15 protein-coding genes and 5 tRNA genes are annotated in these 17,095 nt (G+C 55.5%); 9 read left to right on the forward strand and 11 right to left on the reverse strand.

Annotated elements, in window-relative coordinates:
- The 9 genes from nrdF to leuA all read left to right on the forward strand — a co-directional run bounded on the left by nrdF (window position 1) and on the right by leuA (window position 11,500).
- Window positions 1-960, forward strand: a complete 960-nt coding sequence (nrdF, locus tag ACMGGM_RS08325) for a class 1b ribonucleoside-diphosphate reductase subunit beta (protein ID WP_014884962.1) — start codon at window positions 1-3, stop codon at window positions 958-960.
- Window positions 961-1,293: 333 nt separating this feature from the next.
- Window positions 1,294-2,505, forward strand: coding sequence for a glycine betaine/L-proline ABC transporter ATP-binding protein ProV (gene proV / locus ACMGGM_RS08330; RefSeq protein ID WP_014884963.1), 1,212 nt, complete (start codon window positions 1,294-1,296; stop codon window positions 2,503-2,505).
- Complete coding sequence (proW, locus tag ACMGGM_RS08335; RefSeq protein ID WP_014884964.1) at window positions 2,489-3,559, forward strand: glycine betaine/L-proline ABC transporter permease ProW; 1,071 nt, start codon at window positions 2,489-2,491, stop codon at window positions 3,557-3,559. The genes proV and proW overlap by 17 nt, the downstream gene beginning before the upstream one ends.
- 9 nt (window positions 3,560-3,568) lie before the next feature.
- Entirely contained in the window at window positions 3,569-4,564 is a 996-nt protein-coding gene (gene proX, locus ACMGGM_RS08340; protein ID WP_014884965.1) for a glycine betaine/L-proline ABC transporter substrate-binding protein ProX, read from the forward strand.
- Between the two features lie 221 nt (window positions 4,565-4,785).
- Window positions 4,786-5,970: an MFS transporter gene (locus tag ACMGGM_RS08345; protein ID WP_014884966.1), complete on the forward strand. Its 1,185-nt coding sequence runs from the start codon at window positions 4,786-4,788 to the stop codon at window positions 5,968-5,970.
- A 314-nt stretch (window positions 5,971-6,284) separates the two neighbouring features.
- Window positions 6,285-6,815: a transcriptional repressor MprA gene (mprA, locus tag ACMGGM_RS08350; protein WP_014884967.1), complete on the forward strand. Its 531-nt coding sequence runs from the start codon at window positions 6,285-6,287 to the stop codon at window positions 6,813-6,815.
- 126 nt (window positions 6,816-6,941) lie between these two features.
- Entirely contained in the window at window positions 6,942-8,114 is a 1,173-nt protein-coding gene (emrA, locus tag ACMGGM_RS08355; RefSeq protein WP_014884968.1) for a multidrug efflux MFS transporter periplasmic adaptor subunit EmrA, read from the forward strand.
- A 16-nt stretch (window positions 8,115-8,130) separates the two neighbouring features.
- Entirely contained in the window at window positions 8,131-9,678 is a 1,548-nt protein-coding gene (gene emrB / locus ACMGGM_RS08360) for a multidrug efflux MFS transporter permease subunit EmrB (protein WP_014884969.1), read from the forward strand.
- Window positions 9,679-9,844: 166 nt separating this feature from the next.
- Window positions 9,845-11,500 carry a 2-isopropylmalate synthase gene (gene leuA, locus ACMGGM_RS08365; RefSeq protein ID WP_414149166.1) on the forward strand — a complete coding sequence of 552 codons (1,656 nt, stop codon included), beginning with the start codon at window positions 9,845-9,847 and terminating at the stop codon, window positions 11,498-11,500.
- Here the strand turns inward: leuA and ACMGGM_RS08370 are convergent.
- The 11 genes from ACMGGM_RS08370 to csrA form a co-directional block, all read right to left on the reverse strand.
- The gene (locus tag ACMGGM_RS08370; protein WP_045281713.1) at window positions 11,487-12,251 is read right to left on the reverse strand and encodes an AraC family transcriptional regulator; all 765 of its coding nucleotides are present in this window, start codon (window positions 12,249-12,251) and stop codon (window positions 11,487-11,489) included. The genes leuA and ACMGGM_RS08370 overlap by 14 nt on opposite strands.
- A 53-nt stretch (window positions 12,252-12,304) precedes the next feature.
- Window positions 12,305-12,820, reverse strand: coding sequence for an S-ribosylhomocysteine lyase (luxS, locus tag ACMGGM_RS08375; RefSeq protein WP_014884972.1), 516 nt, complete (start codon window positions 12,818-12,820; stop codon window positions 12,305-12,307).
- Window positions 12,821-12,972: 152 nt separating this feature from the next.
- Window positions 12,973-14,517 (reverse strand): glutamate--cysteine ligase, encoded by a 1,545-nt coding sequence (gene gshA, locus ACMGGM_RS08380; protein WP_014884973.1) that lies wholly within the window; start codon window positions 14,515-14,517, stop codon window positions 12,973-12,975.
- Window positions 14,518-14,600: 83 nt separating this feature from the next.
- Window positions 14,601-15,029 carry a YqaA family protein gene (locus ACMGGM_RS08385; RefSeq protein WP_014884974.1) on the reverse strand — a complete coding sequence of 143 codons (429 nt, stop codon included), beginning with the start codon at window positions 15,027-15,029 and terminating at the stop codon, window positions 14,601-14,603.
- Complete coding sequence (gene yqaB / locus ACMGGM_RS08390) at window positions 15,026-15,592, reverse strand: fructose-1-phosphate/6-phosphogluconate phosphatase (protein WP_014884975.1); 567 nt, start codon at window positions 15,590-15,592, stop codon at window positions 15,026-15,028. The genes ACMGGM_RS08385 and yqaB overlap by 4 nt, the downstream gene beginning before the upstream one ends.
- Before the next feature lie 258 nt (window positions 15,593-15,850).
- Window positions 15,851-15,927: transfer RNA gene (locus tag ACMGGM_RS08395), tRNA-Arg, on the reverse strand.
- A 29-nt stretch (window positions 15,928-15,956) separates the two neighbouring features.
- Window positions 15,957-16,033 (reverse strand) — tRNA-Arg (locus tag ACMGGM_RS08400).
- Window positions 16,034-16,062: 29 nt separating this feature from the next.
- Window positions 16,063-16,139 (reverse strand) — tRNA-Arg (locus ACMGGM_RS08405).
- Between the two features lie 64 nt (window positions 16,140-16,203).
- Window positions 16,204-16,280: transfer RNA gene (locus ACMGGM_RS08410), tRNA-Arg, on the reverse strand.
- A 4-nt stretch (window positions 16,281-16,284) separates the two neighbouring features.
- A tRNA-Ser gene (locus ACMGGM_RS08415) sits at window positions 16,285-16,377 on the reverse strand.
- A 342-nt stretch (window positions 16,378-16,719) separates the two neighbouring features.
- Window positions 16,720-16,905 carry a carbon storage regulator CsrA gene (csrA, locus tag ACMGGM_RS08420; protein WP_000906486.1) on the reverse strand — a complete coding sequence of 62 codons (186 nt, stop codon included), beginning with the start codon at window positions 16,903-16,905 and terminating at the stop codon, window positions 16,720-16,722.
- Window positions 16,906-17,095 lie beyond the last annotated feature (190 nt).

The raw sequence follows: 17,095 nt of genomic DNA on the forward strand, positions 1-17,095 counted from the left end.
ATGAAACTGTCACGCGTGAATGCCGTTAACTGGAACAAAATCCAGGACGATAAAGATCTGGAGGTATGGAACCGCCTGACCAGCAACTTCTGGCTGCCGGAAAAAGTCCCGCTCTCCAATGATATTCCGGCCTGGCAAACCCTGAGCCACGCCGAGCAACAGCTGACGATCCGCGTCTTTACCGGCCTGACGCTCCTGGACACCATCCAGAACACCGTTGGTGCCCCGGCGTTGATGGCTGACGCGCTGACACCGCATGAAGAGGCGGTGATGTCGAACATCAGCTTTATGGAGGCGGTGCACGCCCGCTCTTACAGCTCGATTTTTTCCACGCTGTGCCAGACCAAAGACGTGGATGCGGCTTACGCCTGGAGTGAAGAGAGCGCGTCATTGCAGCGCAAGGCTGCGCTGGTGCTTGAGTATTATCGGGCCGACGAGCCGCTGAAAAAGAAGGTCGCCAGCGTGTTTCTGGAATCCTTCCTCTTCTACTCTGGCTTCTGGCTGCCAATGTACTGGTCGAGCCGGGGCAAGCTCACCAACACCGCCGACCTGATTCGGCTCATCATTCGGGATGAAGCGGTGCACGGGTATTACATCGGCTATAAATACCAGAAAGGTCTGGAGAAAATCAGTACGGAAAAACGCGATGAACTAAAAGGGTTTGCGCTCGATTTGCTGATGGATCTGTACGATAACGAGCTGAGCTATACCGAAGAGCTATACGCCGGAACGGGCTGGGAAGAAGACGTCAAAGCGTTCCTCTGCTACAACGCCAACAAGGCGCTGATGAACCTTGGTTACGAGGCGCTGTTCCCGCCGGAGATGGCGGAAGTGAACCCGGCCATTCTGGCGGCGCTGTCGCCTAATGCCGACGAAAACCACGATTTCTTCTCCGGGTCCGGTTCATCGTATGTGATGGGCAAAGCGGTGGAGACGAAAGACGAAGACTGGGATTTTTAATGAGTGAATTAACGTTCATTAATTAAATATAAATCCCTTTATTTCTACCAGAATATTTCCCTGGGAACTACACTGTAATTCCTCCGTCATATTCGCCTGAATCATACCGATTCAGGCGAAATTCCCCGATGCAGCAGCAAAAATTTAAGAAAAACTCAAATGACGCTCAGCCCTTTACTCATGGGAAATTCAGCCGTTTCGCTTACCTGAAAATCCCCACCATAAGCAAACGCAGGGTTGTCTCAGATTCTCAGTATGTTAGGGTTATGCCCGTTAACAATTTACCATGGTAATCATATTGGCATAAACAAATAACAGGACACTCTCTATTGCATGGCAATTAAATTAGAAGTGAAAAATCTTTATAAAGTATTTGGCGAGCATCCACAGCGCGCATTCAAATATATTGAAAAAGGCCTTACGAAAGAGCAAATTCTGGAAAAAACCGGGCTATCGCTTGGCGTTAAAGACGCCAGTCTGGCCATTGAAGAAGGCGAGATTTTTGTCATCATGGGGTTATCCGGTTCGGGTAAATCCACTATGGTTCGCCTTCTCAATCGCCTGATTGAACCCACCCGCGGACAGGTGCTGATTGACGGCGTGGATATCGCCAGAATATCAGACGCAGAGCTCCGCGAGGTGCGCAGAAAGAAGATTGCAATGGTGTTCCAGTCATTCGCGCTAATGCCGCATATGACGGTGCTGGATAATGCCGCTTTCGGTATGGAATTAGCGGGCGTTGCTGCGCAAGAACGTCAGGAAAAAGCGCTTGATGCGCTGCGTCAGGTTGGGCTCGAAAATTATGCTCACGCCTACCCGGATGAACTTTCCGGCGGGATGCGTCAGCGTGTGGGCTTAGCCCGCGCATTAGCCATTAATCCAGACATATTATTAATGGATGAAGCCTTCTCCGCGCTCGACCCGTTAATTCGCACCGAGATGCAGGATGAGCTGGTAAAATTACAGGCAAAACATCAGCGAACCATTGTCTTTATTTCCCATGATTTAGATGAAGCCATGCGTATTGGCGACCGAATTGCCATTATGCAAAATGGTGAGGTGGTGCAGGTCGGCACGCCGGATGAAATACTGAATAATCCGGCAAATGATTACGTGCGTACCTTCTTCCGCGGCGTGGATATTAGCCATGTGTTTAGCGCGAAAGATATTGCCCGTCGAACGCCAAACGGCATTATCCGTAAAACGCCAGGTTTCGGCCCACGCTCCGCGCTTAAGCTTCTGCAGGACGAAGACCGTGAATACGGTTATCTGGTTGAACGCGGCAATAAATTTGTCGGCATTGTCTCCATCGACTCCCTGAAAACCGCCCTTAGCGAAAATCAGGGAATCGATGCGGCGTTAATTGACGCTCCCCTTGCCGTGGACGCCGAAACGCCGCTCAGCGAGTTGCTCTCCCACGTCGGCCAGGCACCGTGTGCCGTTCCGGTCGTCGGGGAAGAACAACAGTACGTCGGCATCATCTCAAAACGCATGTTGCTGCAGGCTTTAGATCGCGAGGGAGCAAACAATGACCGATCAATCTAACCCGTGGGGCACCACTGAAGCAGCGGACAGCGCTGCGCAATCTGCCGATGCGTGGGGCTCCACGCCAGCACCTGCCGATGGCGGTGGCGCGGCGGACTGGCTCAACAGCGCACCTGCGCCTGCGCCAGAACACTTCAACATTATGGATCCGTTCCATAAAACGCTGATCCCACTCGATAGCTGGGTCACGGAGGGGATCGACTGGGTAGTAACGCATTTTCGTCCGCTCTTTCAGGGGATCCGCGTCCCGGTGGATTACATCCTCAACGGCTTCCAGCAGCTGATGCTCGGTATGCCAGCGCCGGTCGCGATCGTTTTGTTCTCGCTGATCGCCTGGCAGTTCGGTAGCGCAGGAATGGGGATCGCCACGCTGATTTCGCTGATAGCCATTGGCGCCATTGGCGCCTGGTCGCAGGCGATGATCACCCTGGCACTGGTGCTGACCGCCCTGCTCTTCTGTATTGTCATCGGCCTGCCGATGGGGATCTGGCTGGCACGTAGCCCGCGGGCGGCGAAGATCATTCGTCCGCTGCTGGATGCGATGCAGACCACACCGGCATTCGTCTATCTGGTGCCTATCGTAATGCTGTTCGGTATCGGTAATGTGCCGGGCGTGGTGGTAACCATTATCTTCGCCCTGCCGCCGATTATTCGTCTGACCATCCTGGGCATTAACCAGGTGCCGGCCGATCTGATCGAAGCGTCACGCTCGTTTGGTGCCAGCCCGCGTCAGATGCTGTTTAAGGTTCAGCTCCCGCTGGCGATGCCGACCATCATGGCAGGCGTTAACCAGACGCTGATGCTGGCGCTGTCGATGGTGGTCATTGCCTCAATGATCGCCGTGGGCGGTCTGGGCCAGATGGTGCTGCGCGGTATTGGCCGTCTCGACATGGGGCTGGCTACCGTCGGCGGCGTGGGCATTGTGATCCTCGCCATTATTCTTGACCGCCTGACACAGGCTGTCGGTCGTGATTCACGCAGTCGCGGCAACCGTCGCTGGTATACCACCGGCCCTGTCGGGTTATTCACCCGCCCTTTCACGAAATCAAAATAAGGAACAACGATGCGACATAACGTACTTTTTGCCACAGCGTTTGCCACCCTTGTCTCCACCAGCACGTTTGCAGCTGACCTGCCGGGTAAAGGCATCACCGTGCAGCCGGTGCAGAGCACCATTTCGGAAGAGAGCTTCCAGACGCTCATCGTCAGCCGAGCCCTGGAAAAACTGGGCTACACGGTCAACACGCCGAGCGAAGTGGATTACAACGTGGGCTATACCTCGATTGCCTCCGGTGATGCCACCTTTACCGCGGTGAACTGGCAGCCGCTGCACGACGATATGTATGCCGCCGCCGGTGGCGACAAGAAATTCTATCGTGAAGGCACCTTCGTAACCGGTGCAGCGCAGGGCTATCTGATCGACAAGAAAACCGCCGATAAGTACCACATCACCAATATTGAACAGCTGAAAGATCCGAAGATCGCCAAACTGTTCGACACCAACGGTGACGGTAAAGCAGACATGATGGGTTGCTCACCGGGTTGGGGCTGTGAAGCGGTGATTAATCACCAGAACAAAGCCTATGATCTGGCGAAGACGGTTGATGTCAGCCACGGCAACTATTCGGCGATGATGGCCGACACCATTGCCCGCTTCAAAGAGGGTAAACCGGTGATCTACTACACCTGGACGCCGTACTGGGTGAGCGACGTGCTGAAGCCGGGTAAAGACGTGGTGTGGCTGCAGGTGCCATTCTCCTCCCTGCCGGGCGAGCAGAAGAATATCGACACCAAACTGCCGAACGGCATGAACTATGGCTTCCCGGTGAATACCATGCACATTGTGGCGAACAAAGCCTGGGCCGAGAAAAACCCGGCGGCAGCAAAATTGTTCTCGGTAATGAAACTGCCGCTGGCGGATATCAATGCTCAGAACGCCATGATGCATGCGGGCAAATCGTCTGAAGCGGATGTCAAAGGTCACGTCGACGGCTGGATCAAAGCCCATCAGCAGCAGTTTGACGGCTGGGTGAAAGAGGCGCTTGCGGCGCAGAAGTAGAGCACAAAGCCTTACCCCTCACCCTAACCCTCTCCCCAAAGGGGAGAGGGGACGTGATACACCCTCTCCCCTTTGGGGAGAGGGCCGGGGTGAGGGGGCACCAGACCGTACGATCCCCCTAAACCGCACAATCCATCACCCAACAATCCCCCCACCTTAACAATCATTCGCTATTATGGTTTCCGGAAAAATAATCACTTAACGAACGATTCCTGAAACTCATGACAAAAACAACTCCAGGGCTTAGCCCCGCACTTATCCTTTTAATGTCCGTGGCAACGGGTCTGGCCGTCGCCAGCAACTATTACGCGCAACCCCTTCTCGACACCATCGCCCGCGCGTTCAACCTTTCTGCCAGTTCCGCTGGCTTCATCGTGACGGCGGCACAGCTCGGCTACGCCGCCGGGTTGCTGTTCCTGGTGCCGCTTGGCGATATGTTTGAACGCCGGATGCTGATTGTTTCGATGACGCTGCTGGCGGCAGGTGGCATGCTGATCACCGCCAGCAGCCAGTCGCTGACGATGATGATCGTCGGTACCGCGCTGACAGGGCTGTTCTCCGTCGTCGCGCAAATCCTGGTACCCCTCGCCGCGACGCTGGCCTCACCGGACAAACGTGGCAAGGTAGTGGGCACCATCATGAGCGGCCTGCTGCTGGGGATTTTGCTGGCGCGTACCGTGGCAGGACTACTGGCAAGCCTCGGCGGCTGGCGCACCGTTTATTGGGTGGCGAGCGTGTTAATGGTGGTGATGGCGCTGGCGCTGTGGCGCGGCCTGCCGAAGGTGAAGCAAGAGAACCATCTTAACTATCCGCAGCTTCTGGCCTCCGTGTTCAGCCTGTTCACTCAGGATAAACTCCTGCGCACCCGCGCTCTGCTTGGATGTTTGACCTTCGCCAACTTCAGTATTCTCTGGACCTCAATGGCGTTTCTGCTCGCGGCTCCGCCGTTTAACTATTCTGAAGGCGTCATTGGTCTGTTCGGCCTGGCCGGTGCTGCGGGCGCGCTGGGCGCGCGTCCGGCGGGTGGGCTGGCCGACAAAGGCAAATCACATTTGACCACCACCGCCGGGCTGGTTTTGCTCCTGCTCTCCTGGGCGGCGATCTGGTATGGACACGTCTCGGTGCTGGCGCTGATCGTCGGTATTCTGGTACTCGACCTCACCGTACAGGGTGTCCACATTACTAATCAGACCGTGATTTATCGCGTGAAACCCGAAGCGCGTAACCGCCTCACCGCCGGATACATGACCAGCTACTTCATTGGTGGTGCTGCCGGTTCATTAATTTCAGCGTCGGCGTGGCAGCATGCTGGCTGGTCGGGCGTGTGTGGGATTGGGGCCATCGTTGCCGCGCTCAACCTTCTTGTATGGTGGCGCGGCTACCATCGCCAGGAGGCGATTCACTAAGTTTTACATTGCTTTGGGCCTCTTAGGGTATAAAGGGGCCCTGCAGTCTGTTAATGTAAACGTAATCATTTATCCCAGAAATTTTAATGTGGGTGACATATCTACAATTGGCATGAATAGTTCAGACCCCCGTCCTCACATCCTCTCTTCTACGGGTTCACACCCTACTCTTTCTGTGCTCACCGGGTCACGGACTTACCCGGCGCTTTCTGACGGTGACATTCATTTGGCGGATATAACCGCACAAATAATTCATTTACATTATTTGTCACTGTCGTTACTATATCGGCTGTAATTAATGAGGTTATGCCCAAATGGATAGTTCGTTTACGCCCATTGAACAAATGCTTAAATTCCGCGCCAGTCGCCATGAGGACTTCCCGTATCAGGAAATCCTGCTGACTCGCCTGTGCATGCACATGCAGGGTAAGCTACTGGAAAACCGTAATAAGATGCTGAAAGCTCAAGGGATTAACGAGACGTTGTTTATGGCGTTGATTACGCTGGAGTCTCAGGAAAACCACAGTATTCAGCCTTCTGAGCTGAGCTGCGCGCTGGGCTCTTCCCGTACCAACGCAACCCGTATTGCCGATGAGCTGGAAAAGCGCGGCTGGATTGAACGCCGTGAAAGCGACAACGATCGTCGTTGCCTGCATCTGCAACTGACCGACAAAGGTCACGAATTCCTGCGTGAGGTACTGCCACCTCAGCACAATTGCCTGCACAAACTCTGGTCTGCCCTCAGCACCGCCGAGCGCGACCAGCTTGAGCACATCACGCGCAAGCTGCTCACCCGTCTGGATCAGATGGATGAAGATGGCGCCATTCTTGAGGCGCTGCGCTAACGCGACGACACGCTCAACAATCCAGATTCATAAGAAAACCGACAGGCCAGCACGTCACACTGCTGGCCTTTCTGACAACAGGTCGGCTCAGCCGATGTGAAAATAAGAAGATCGTGGAGAACAACAATGAGCGCAAATGCGGAGAGCACTAACCCGCAGCAACCGGCCAACAAGAAAGGCAAACGTAAAAGTGCCCTTCTTCTGTTGACCTTGCTCTTTATTATTATTGCCGTGGCATATGGGATCTATTGGTTTTTAGTATTGCGTCATGCTGAAGAGACAGACGACGCCTACGTGGCAGGGAACCAGGTACAGATTATGGCGCAGGTGTCGGGCAGCGTGACGAAAGTCTGGGCTGACAATACCGACTTTGTGCAAAAAGGCGATGTGTTGGTCACCCTCGATCCGACTGACGCGCAGCAGGCATTTGAGAAAGCCCAGACCGCGCTGGCCTCCAGCGTTCGTCAGACCCGCCAGCTGATGATCAACAGCAAACAGCTGCAGGCCAATATCGACGTGCAGAAAACTGCACTCGCCCAGGCGCAGAGCGACCTCAACCGCCGCGTACCGCTCGGCACCGCCAACCTGATTGGCCGTGAAGAGCTGCAACACGCCCGCGATGCCGTTGCCAGCGCTCAGGCGCAGCTGGATGTGGCGATTCAACAATACAATGCCAACCAGGCAATGGTGCTGGGCACCAGCCTTGAAAACCAGCCCGCCGTGCAGCAGGCGGCGACTGAAGTGCGTAACGCATGGCTAGCCCTGCAGCGTACCAAAATCGTCAGCCCGATGACCGGCTATGTCTCCCGCCGTTCCGTTCAGCCTGGGGCGCAGATCAGCCCGACCACGCCGCTGATGGCGGTCGTTCCGGCAGACAATCTGTGGGTAGACGCTAACTTTAAAGAGACGCAACTTGCCCATATGCGTATCGGCCAGACCGCGACGGTTGTCAGCGACATCTACGGCGATGACGTGAAGTACACCGGGAAAGTGGTTGGCCTGGACATGGGTACCGGCAGCGCCTTCTCCCTGCTGCCTGCGCAGAACGCCACCGGTAACTGGATCAAAGTGGTTCAGCGTCTGCCTGTGCGTATTGAACTGGATGCAAAACAGCTGGCGGATCACCCGCTGCGTATCGGCCTCTCAACGCTTGTGACGGTTGACACCGCGAACCGCGACGGTCAGATCCTGGCAAGCCAGGTGCGTAGCAGCCCGGCTTATGAAAGTAACGCCCGTGAAATTAGCCTCGATCCGGTCAACAAGCTGATCGATGACATCGTGAAGGCAAACGCCGGTTAATCCGAAGGTGAGCGTTATGCAACAGCAAAAGCCGCAAAAACCGCTGGAAGGCGCGCAGCTGGTCATTATGACCATTGCGCTGTCGCTGGCGACATTCATGCAGGTGCTGGACTCCACCATCGCAAACGTGGCGATCCCGACCATCGCCGGTAACCTTGGCTCGTCGCTGAGCCAGGGGACCTGGGTCATTACCTCATTCGGGGTGGCAAACGCCATCTCCATTCCGATCACCGGCTGGCTGGCAAAGCGCGTCGGTGAGGTGAAGCTGTTCCTGTGGTCTACGGTGGCGTTTGTGCTGGCCTCCTGGGCATGCGGCATGTCAAACAGCCTGACGATGTTGATTTTCTTCCGCGTCATTCAGGGGATTGTCGCCGGGCCGCTGATCCCGCTTTCCCAGAGTTTGCTGCTGAGCAACTATCCCCCTGCGAAACGCTCCGTCGCGCTGGCGCTCTGGTCAATGACCGTGATCGTCGCGCCTATCTGCGGACCCATTCTCGGCGGATACATCAGCGATAACTATCACTGGGGCTGGATCTTCTTCATCAACGTACCGATTGGCGCCGTCGTGGTATTAATGACGCTGCAATCGCTGCGGGGACGAGAGACGCGCACCGAACAGCGGCGTATCGACAGCATCGGGCTGGCGCTGCTGATCCTGGGTATCGGTAGCCTGCAGATCATGCTCGACCGGGGTAAAGAGCTCGACTGGTTCAACTCGCAGGAGATCGTCATCCTGACCATTGTCGCGGTGGTGTCGCTCAGCTTCCTGATTGTCTGGGAGCTGACGGACGACAACCCGATAGTCGATCTCTCGCTGTTTAAGTCGCGAAACTTCACCATCGGCTGTCTGTGTATCAGCCTCGCCTATATGCTCTATTTCGGCGCGATTGTTCTGCTGCCACAGCTGTTGCAGGAGGTGTATGGCTATACCGCAACCTGGGCGGGGCTGGCGTCTGCACCTGTTGGAGTGATCCCGGTTCTGCTGTCGCCGATCATTGGCCGCTTCGCCCATAAGCTCGACATGCGTCGTCTGGTGACGTTCAGCTTCATCATGTACGCGGTGTGCTTCTACTGGCGTGCGTATACCTTCGAGCCGGGAATGGACTTTGGCGCCTCGGCGTGGCCGCAGTTTATTCAGGGCTTCGCGGTCGCGTGCTTCTTTATGCCGCTAACCACCATCACGCTCTCCGGCTTACCCCCTGAGCGTCTGGCGGCGGCGTCGAGCCTGTCGAACTTCACCCGAACGCTGGCGGGCTCCATCGGGACGTCGATCACCACCACCCTGTGGACGAACCGTGAATCGATGCACCATGCCCAGCTGACCGAAGCGGTGAATCCGTACAACCCGAATGCCCAGCAGATGTACAGCCAGCTGCAGGGCATGGGGATGACGGAGCAGCAGGCATCCGGCTGGATTGCCCAGCAGATCACCAGCCAGGGACTGATTATCTCGGCCAACGAGATTTTCTGGATTTCGGCAGGGATCTTCATCGTCCTGCTGGGGCTGGTGTGGTTTGCCAGACCACCGTTTGGTGCCGGTGGCGGGGGCGGTGGCGCGCACTAGTCCTGTGCGGCGGTTGCCGGGTGGCGGCTACGCCTTACCCGGCCTACGATAACCGGGCCGCCATCCGCAGGCCCGGTTGTCCAAAACGCGATAGCAATTGTCATTTCCGATAAAGCAGCGCGCCTGAAATCTCGTCACGATAGTGAAAAGACAACAGGAGCGCACCATGCTGAACACACCCGCAGACAAATACACGCCTTACCCTACTCTCTCTCTGCCCGATCGCCGCTGGCCGGAGCAGCGCATCACCCGCGCGCCGCGCTGGCTCTCAACCGACTTACGCGACGGCAACCAGGCGCTGGCCGAGCCGATGGACAGCGCCCGCAAACTCCAGTTTTGGGGACTTCTGCTGAGCTGCGGCTTTAAGGAGATTGAGGTCGCCTTTCCTTCCGCCTCACAGACGGACTTCAACTTTGTTCGCCAGCTGATTGAAGAGAACCGCATCCCGGATGACGTCACCATTCAGGTGCTCACGCAGGCGCGGGAAGATCTGATCGTCCGCACCTTTGAGTCCCTGCGCGGCGCAAAGCAGGCCACGGTACATCTTTATAACGCCACCGCCCCGCTGTTCCGTCGTCTGGTGTTTGGCATGGAGAAGGCGCAAATCGTCGAGCTGGCTACGCGCTCCACCCGCCTTATTCGTCAGCTGTGTGAAGAGAACCCGGATACCCACTGGCAGTATGAATATTCACCGGAAACCTTCTGTTTTACCGAGCCGGAGTTTGCGCTGGAAATTTGTGAGGCCGTGGCAGAGATCTGGCAGCCGTGCGATGCGCATCCGATGATCATCAACTTACCGGCCACCGTTGAAGTCAGTACGCCAAACGTCTATGCCGATCAGATTGAATATTTCTGCCGTCACTTCAGCCGCCGCGCCGACGTCTGCATCAGCGTGCATCCGCATAACGACCGCGGCACCGGCGTCGCCAGCGCGGAGCTGGCCGTCATGGCCGGGGCTGACCGCGTCGAGGGCTGTCTGTTTGGTAACGGCGAGCGGACGGGCAACGTCTGCCTGGTGACGCTGGCGATGAACCTCTACAGCCAGGGCGTTAGCCCCGGCCTGGACTTTAGCGATATGAACCGGGTGGTGGAAGTGGTGGAAACCTGCAACCAGCTGCCGGTACACCCGCGCCATCCGTGGGCAGGACGGCTGGCCTACACCGCCTTCTCCGGTTCGCACCAGGACGCGATCAAAAAAGGCTTTGATGCCCGCAAGCCTGGCGAGCGCTGGGAGATGCCCTACCTGCCTGTTGACCCTCAGGATATCGGCTGCACCTATGAAGCGGTGATCCGCGTGAACAGCCAGTCAGGGAAAAGCGGTAGCGCGTGGCTTATCGAGCAAAATCATGGGCTGAAACTGCCCCGCGCCCTGCAGCAGGATTTCAGCCAGCACGTGCAGCAGGAAACCGACCGCCACGGAAAAGAGATGACGCAAAATGCACTGTGGCAGCTGTTCCGCACCCGCTACGGTCTGGTGGAAACACCGCAGTTTGCGCTGCAATCGTACCGCAGCGACAGTCAACAGGATGGCCAGCTGCGTTTAACGGCAAGCGTCGCAACGCAGGGGGGGACGCGTCAGCTTGAGGGACACGGGAATGGCTTGCTATCCGCTGCCGCTCATGGTCTGAGCCGCTGGATCAACGCGCCGTTTGTAATTAAGGATTATCACGAACACACGCTGGGTGAACGCAGCGACAGCCGCTCGGTGGCATACATTCGCTGTCTGTTCCAGGACGGTACCAGCCGCTGGGGCGTAGGCATTGATAGCGACGTTGCACGCGCATCGCTTCAGGCGCTCTTTAATGCGGTCAGTCGTTCTTAAAATAATCGCTGGGTGAGATACCCATCACCCGGCGGAACATGGCCGTAAAGGCGCTGTGGCTGCCGTAACCCAGATCCAGCGCCACACCTAATACCGGCTGGCCCTGCGCCAGCCGCACTAAGGCTTCCAGCAGCCGCGCCCTTCTCACCCACTCGCTGTAGCGTAATCCCGTCTGCTGCTGAAAATGACGGTTCAGCGTGCGCTCGCTCATGCCAAGCGCGCTCGCGCTCTGTTGACTGTTCCAGCTCTCTCCTGGCGACTGACGGATCTGTCGGCACAGCTGGCGTAACGGTTTACTTTCCGGCTCCGGCAGATGAAACGGCAGCACCGGCATGATGCGAAGCTCATCCAGAATGAGTTCATACACGCGCTCGTCACGGCTTCCCGGTGAGTACGATTCAGGCAGTGAGAGGGCGGAGAGGATCAGCTCGCGCAACAGGGGCGAGATCTGCACGATCTGGCACGTGGCCGGGAGATCGGCTCGCGCCAGTGGATCGATAAACAGCGTTCGCGCCGCTACGCTACCGGTGATGCGCAGGGCGTGTTGTGTCCCCGCAGGAAGCCAGACGCCGCGCCCGGGTGGTACCACCCAACAGCCAGATGCCGTTTCGACCCGCACGACGCCCGTCAGGCTGTGCAGCAGCTGCGCGCAATCGTGCTGGTGCCATGGCTCACTGTCGCCATGAACGTAATCATGGGCAAACGGAACAAGGGGACGATGGGTAAAGGAGAACGTTGAGGTTGTGGTCATGGGCTAAACAACCCTCACCCTACCCTCTCCCGGAGGGAGAGGGAAAAGGTGCACTAGATGTGCAGTTCCTGCAGTTTTTCTTTCGGCAGGGCCAGCTCTTCGTTGCTGTTCACGCGAACATCACGCTCGATGATGTGACGAGCGATGTCCTGCGCTTCTTCCAGAGAGTGCATCTGGTAAGTCCCGCACTGGTAAACGTTCAGCTCTGGGATCTGGTTCTGCTCTTTCACCTTCAGCACGTCTTCCATGGCTGCTTTCCACGCGTCTGCAACGCGTTTCTCTTCCGGCTGACCGATCAGACTCATGTAGAAACCGGTACGGCAGCCCATCGGAGAGATATCGATAATCTCAACGCCGTTACCGTTCAGGTGGTCGCGCATAAATCCGGCGAACAGGTGCTCCAGCGTGTGAATGCCTTTCTCTGGCATCACTTCTTTGTTCGGCACGCAGAAGCGCAGATCGAAGACGGTGATCGTGTCGCCGTGCGGGGTGTGCATGGTCTTTGCCACGCGGACTGCAGGTGCTTCCATACGGGTATGGTCGACAGTAAAGCTATCTAATAACGGCATACGTCACCTCCGATAGTGATTTTTTTTAAAATAAACTGAACTCTTCTACACAATGCGCGTCTGAGTATATGAAAGACGCGCATTTGTTATCATCATCCCTGAATTCAGAGATGTATATTTTGGCCACAGCGATGTGGCCTTTTTCTTTTGGTTCAAGCCTGTTTCGCCAGAAACGCTTCAAACGACTCCGTATCCGCCGCTTCAACTTCTTTCTGACGCACCACGGACGCATCGCGTTCTGCTTCAAAATCCGCTTCGCGCAGGATCTCTAATGGCTCCTGCATCAGCATCTCACGGTACTCCGCGGAGAGTGCGCGCCCGGTACCACCAATGCCCTGATCAATCATAGAACGCAGAATGCGTGCTGAGAATGTCAGTTCCGGGTTATCGAAGCACTCTACCAACTGGTCGCAGATCTGTTGGTAGGCGTCGCCGCCGTCAATGCTGTCCAGAGTCCGGGCAACACGCTTCAGGTCACGGAACAGATCTTTACCCACTTTGGTCAGCGGGAACTGTGCCGTTTCGCAGCCAATACCCAGCGTCAGACCCGGCTTACGCCCTTCCAGAATCACGCGATTCCAGTTTGTACGGGTGCAAAGCAGTTCGTCTGCACTCATTTCCGGCGCATCCGCCAGCGCACACCAGACCATAAACAGATCCAGGAAGCGAACCTGCTGCTCATCAACGCCAATCGGTGAGAACGGGTTGATATCCAGCGAACGTACTTCAATGTATTCAATGCCGCCGCGCTGTAGCGCATCCGACGGGGTTTCACCGCTGCGCGTCACGCGCTTAGGACGAATCGGCGCATACAGTTCGTTTTCAATCTGCAACACGTTGCTGTTGATTTGCAGGCGTTTGCCGTCTTTTTCGAGGCCGATTTTCGCGTACTCTTCCGACGGGGTTTTGATCGCCCGCTTCAATCCTGCCACATATTCGTGCAATTCGTTAAACGTAATACCGAGATTGCTTTGCGATTTATTGGTATAGCCCAGATCGCTCATGCGAAGAGACGTCGCGTACGGGAGATAGTACATGCCGCACTCGGTCTTTTCGAACGGCAGCGTGGTGGGTTTCCCCTGCAGGAACGAAGAGCAAATGGCAGGTGACGCGCCAAAGAGATACGGGATCACCCAGCCGAAACGGTAATAGTTGCGGATCAGACGGAAATACCCGGCTGAGATCGCTTCTTTGTCCGTTTCTCCCCCTTTCGCCTGCCAGAACGCCATCGGCAGCGAGAAATTGTAGTGCACGCCAGAGATGGTCTGCATCAATGCGCCGTAGCGATTTTTCAGACCTTCGCGATAGAGCGTTTTCAGCCGACCGATATTTGACGTGCCGTACTGCGCCAGCTCAATCTCCTGGCCCTGTTCGATATAGCACGGCATGCTGAGCGGCCACATACGCTCGTCACCAAGATTGCGCGCCGTATAGCGATGAATATCGCGCAGGATTGTCAGCATGTGATCAATATCGCCGTCCACCGGCGTGATGAACTCCAGCAGCGCTTCAGCGAAATCGGTTGTGATCCATTTATGTGTCAGCGCCGAGCCTAACGCCTTCGGGTGACCCGTCGTCGCTAAGCTACCGTCCGCGTTAACGCGCAGCGTTTCACGCTCAAGACCACGCTGAATACCCTTCAGAGCCTGAGGGTGGTTTTCCAGCCAGGCCAGCGCCTGAGATACGTCCGGGATCAAATTGACCTCCCGCCTGTCAAAGTAATGTTACTCAGCATAATTGTAATGGTTGACGATTGAAGGTCGCGTATTCATTCCACCAATTAGTGCCACCACGTCATACCCTGTAGTGTTGCCCACGCCACGAGAACATAGCGCAACGCCTTGCCAAGGCACAAAAAAAAGAGCACCGGTCCCCAGGAGATGCGCATCCATCCCGCCAGCAGACACAGTAAATCGCCTATTACAGGCATCCAGCTTAATAACAGCGTGGCAGCGCCATAGCGTTTTAGCCAGCCAACTGCCTTTTCCTGCCAGCGCGACGTTTTGCGCAGCGGAAAGAAACGCCCAAGAATAACGTTAGTCAGCCCTCCAAGGCTATTACCCATTGTTGCTATTAATACAAGTAGCCAGGGCTGACTGACGCCGGACAACAACATCGCCACCAGCACCACTTCCGAATTTCCCGGTAACAGCGTGGCGCTTAAAAAACTGCTGGCGAATAATGAGGCAAGTGACAATGCGTCACTCACAGTAAGCGCACATCCACCGCATCCATTCCGGCATCACGTGCGGCCTGGATACCAAAATCGGCATCCTCAAACACGACGCATTTTGCCGCCGGTACGCCCATTAATTCTGCGCAGAGCAGGAAGGTGTCCGGTGCTGGCTTGTGACGCTTAACATGATCGGCAGCGACGACAGCTGAAAAATAGTGGCGCAGGCCAAGATGGTTGAGCAAGGCTTCTGCAATCGCGCTCTCGCTGCCCGTGCCGACAGACATAGGGCGACGTCCGTGCCACGCTTTAACCACGTCGATAAGGGGTAAAGGTTGTACGGTGTCTAACAGTATGGCTTTAACCGCATCGGTTTTTTCGCGCGCGAGCAGGTAGGGGTCGAGATCGGCCTGATTCAGTTCAATCACGGCCTGCGCAATACGCCAGGTTGGGGATCCGTTGAGGGCTATCATCGCCTGCAGGTCGAAACGCATACCGTAGCGGCCCAGGACCTCGGTCCAGGCTTGACGATGCGTGGGTTCGGTATCCAGCAGGGTGCCATCCATATCGAAGATCAAACCGTCATACTGTGCGTACATCGTGCTCTCGCTAAACGATTAACAAAGCATTACTTTATCGTAAATGGTGGTTTTTGTCGCTGATTGCGAAGTGATAACAATGAGAGTGATTAAGAACTAAACATCGAAGGAGACGATAAGAAGAGATGGTGCATCCGGGAGGATTACTCGGCTACGCCTCGCCCTACGGGCCGTTGCTGAAGCAACGTTATCCTCCCTGGTGCTTGCGTTTAACTCGCAGACCTTGAAACAACAGTATGGCTGTTATCTCGGAGAATATGGTGCATCCGGGAGGATTCGAACCTCCGACCGCTCGGTTCGTAGCCGAGTACTCTATCCAGCTGAGCTACGGATGCATCAGGGAAATGCTTTAAGAAACAGTAAATGGTGCATCCGGGAGGATTCGAACCTCCGACCGCTCGGTTCGTAGCCGAGTACTCTATCCAGCTGAGCTACGGATGCATCAGGGAACTGCTTTCAGAAATAGTAAATGGTGCATCCGGGAGGATTCGAACCTCCGACCGCTCGGTTCGTAGCCGAGTACTCTATCCAGCTGAGCTACGGATGCATCGGGATTTACTACTGTACTGCTCGATATTCATATCACTTCGAAAGCAATATGAAGTAATAGATGGTGCATCCGGGAGGATTCGAACCTCCGACCGCTCGGTTCGTAGCCGAGTACTCTATCCAGCTGAGCTACGGATGCAAAATGGCGGTGAGGCGGGGATTCGAACCCCGGATGCAGCTTTTGACCGCATACTCCCTTAGCAGGGGAGCGCCTTCAGCCTCTCGGCCACCTCACCACACAACGCCTCTTTCGAGTGCTTCGAGTAACTCGTTAAGAGCTTCTCGTCGCTGCGTGGCGCATATATTACTTTCTGGGACTTATAAGTCAAACAATTTTCCAAAAGCTTTTATCGTTTGCACAAATCACACGCAATTCGCATGTAAAACCCGCAAAGAGGGTGTTTTATAAGCGGATTTTGCATCGAACTTCTCAAAAAACGTTTGTAGAAAGGCTGGGGTTGGGGCGCGTTAAGAATAGTAGAGTGGTTAAAAAGAGAGCGGTTGAAATGAAACGGTAACGTTGAGCAGGAAAAATGACAGGAGGGTTGCGTCTCGCCCGACAGCGAGACGCGACAATATCAGTAACTGGACTGCTGGGATTTTTCAGCCTGGATACGCTGGTAGATCTCTTCACGGTGGACAGATACTTCTTTAGGAGCGTTAACACCAATACGTACCTGGTTACCCTTTACCCCTAAAACTGTCACGGTGACCTCATCCCCAATCATGAGGGTCTCACCAACTCGACGAGTCAGAATCAGCATTCTTTGCTCCTTGAAAGATTAAAAGAGTCGGGTCTCTTGTATCCCGGCATTATCCATCATATAACGCCAAAAAGTAAGCGATGACAAACACGTAAAGTGTAAGCAGTCACGGCATCACATTCTGTTAAACGTAAGTTTAGCCGATATACACAAACTCAACCTGACTTTATCGTTATCGATAGCACAGTGA

The organism is Enterobacter sp. BNK-14 (assembly GCF_047456095.1).
GTDB lineage: Bacteria > Pseudomonadota > Gammaproteobacteria > Enterobacterales > Enterobacteriaceae > Enterobacter > Enterobacter kobei.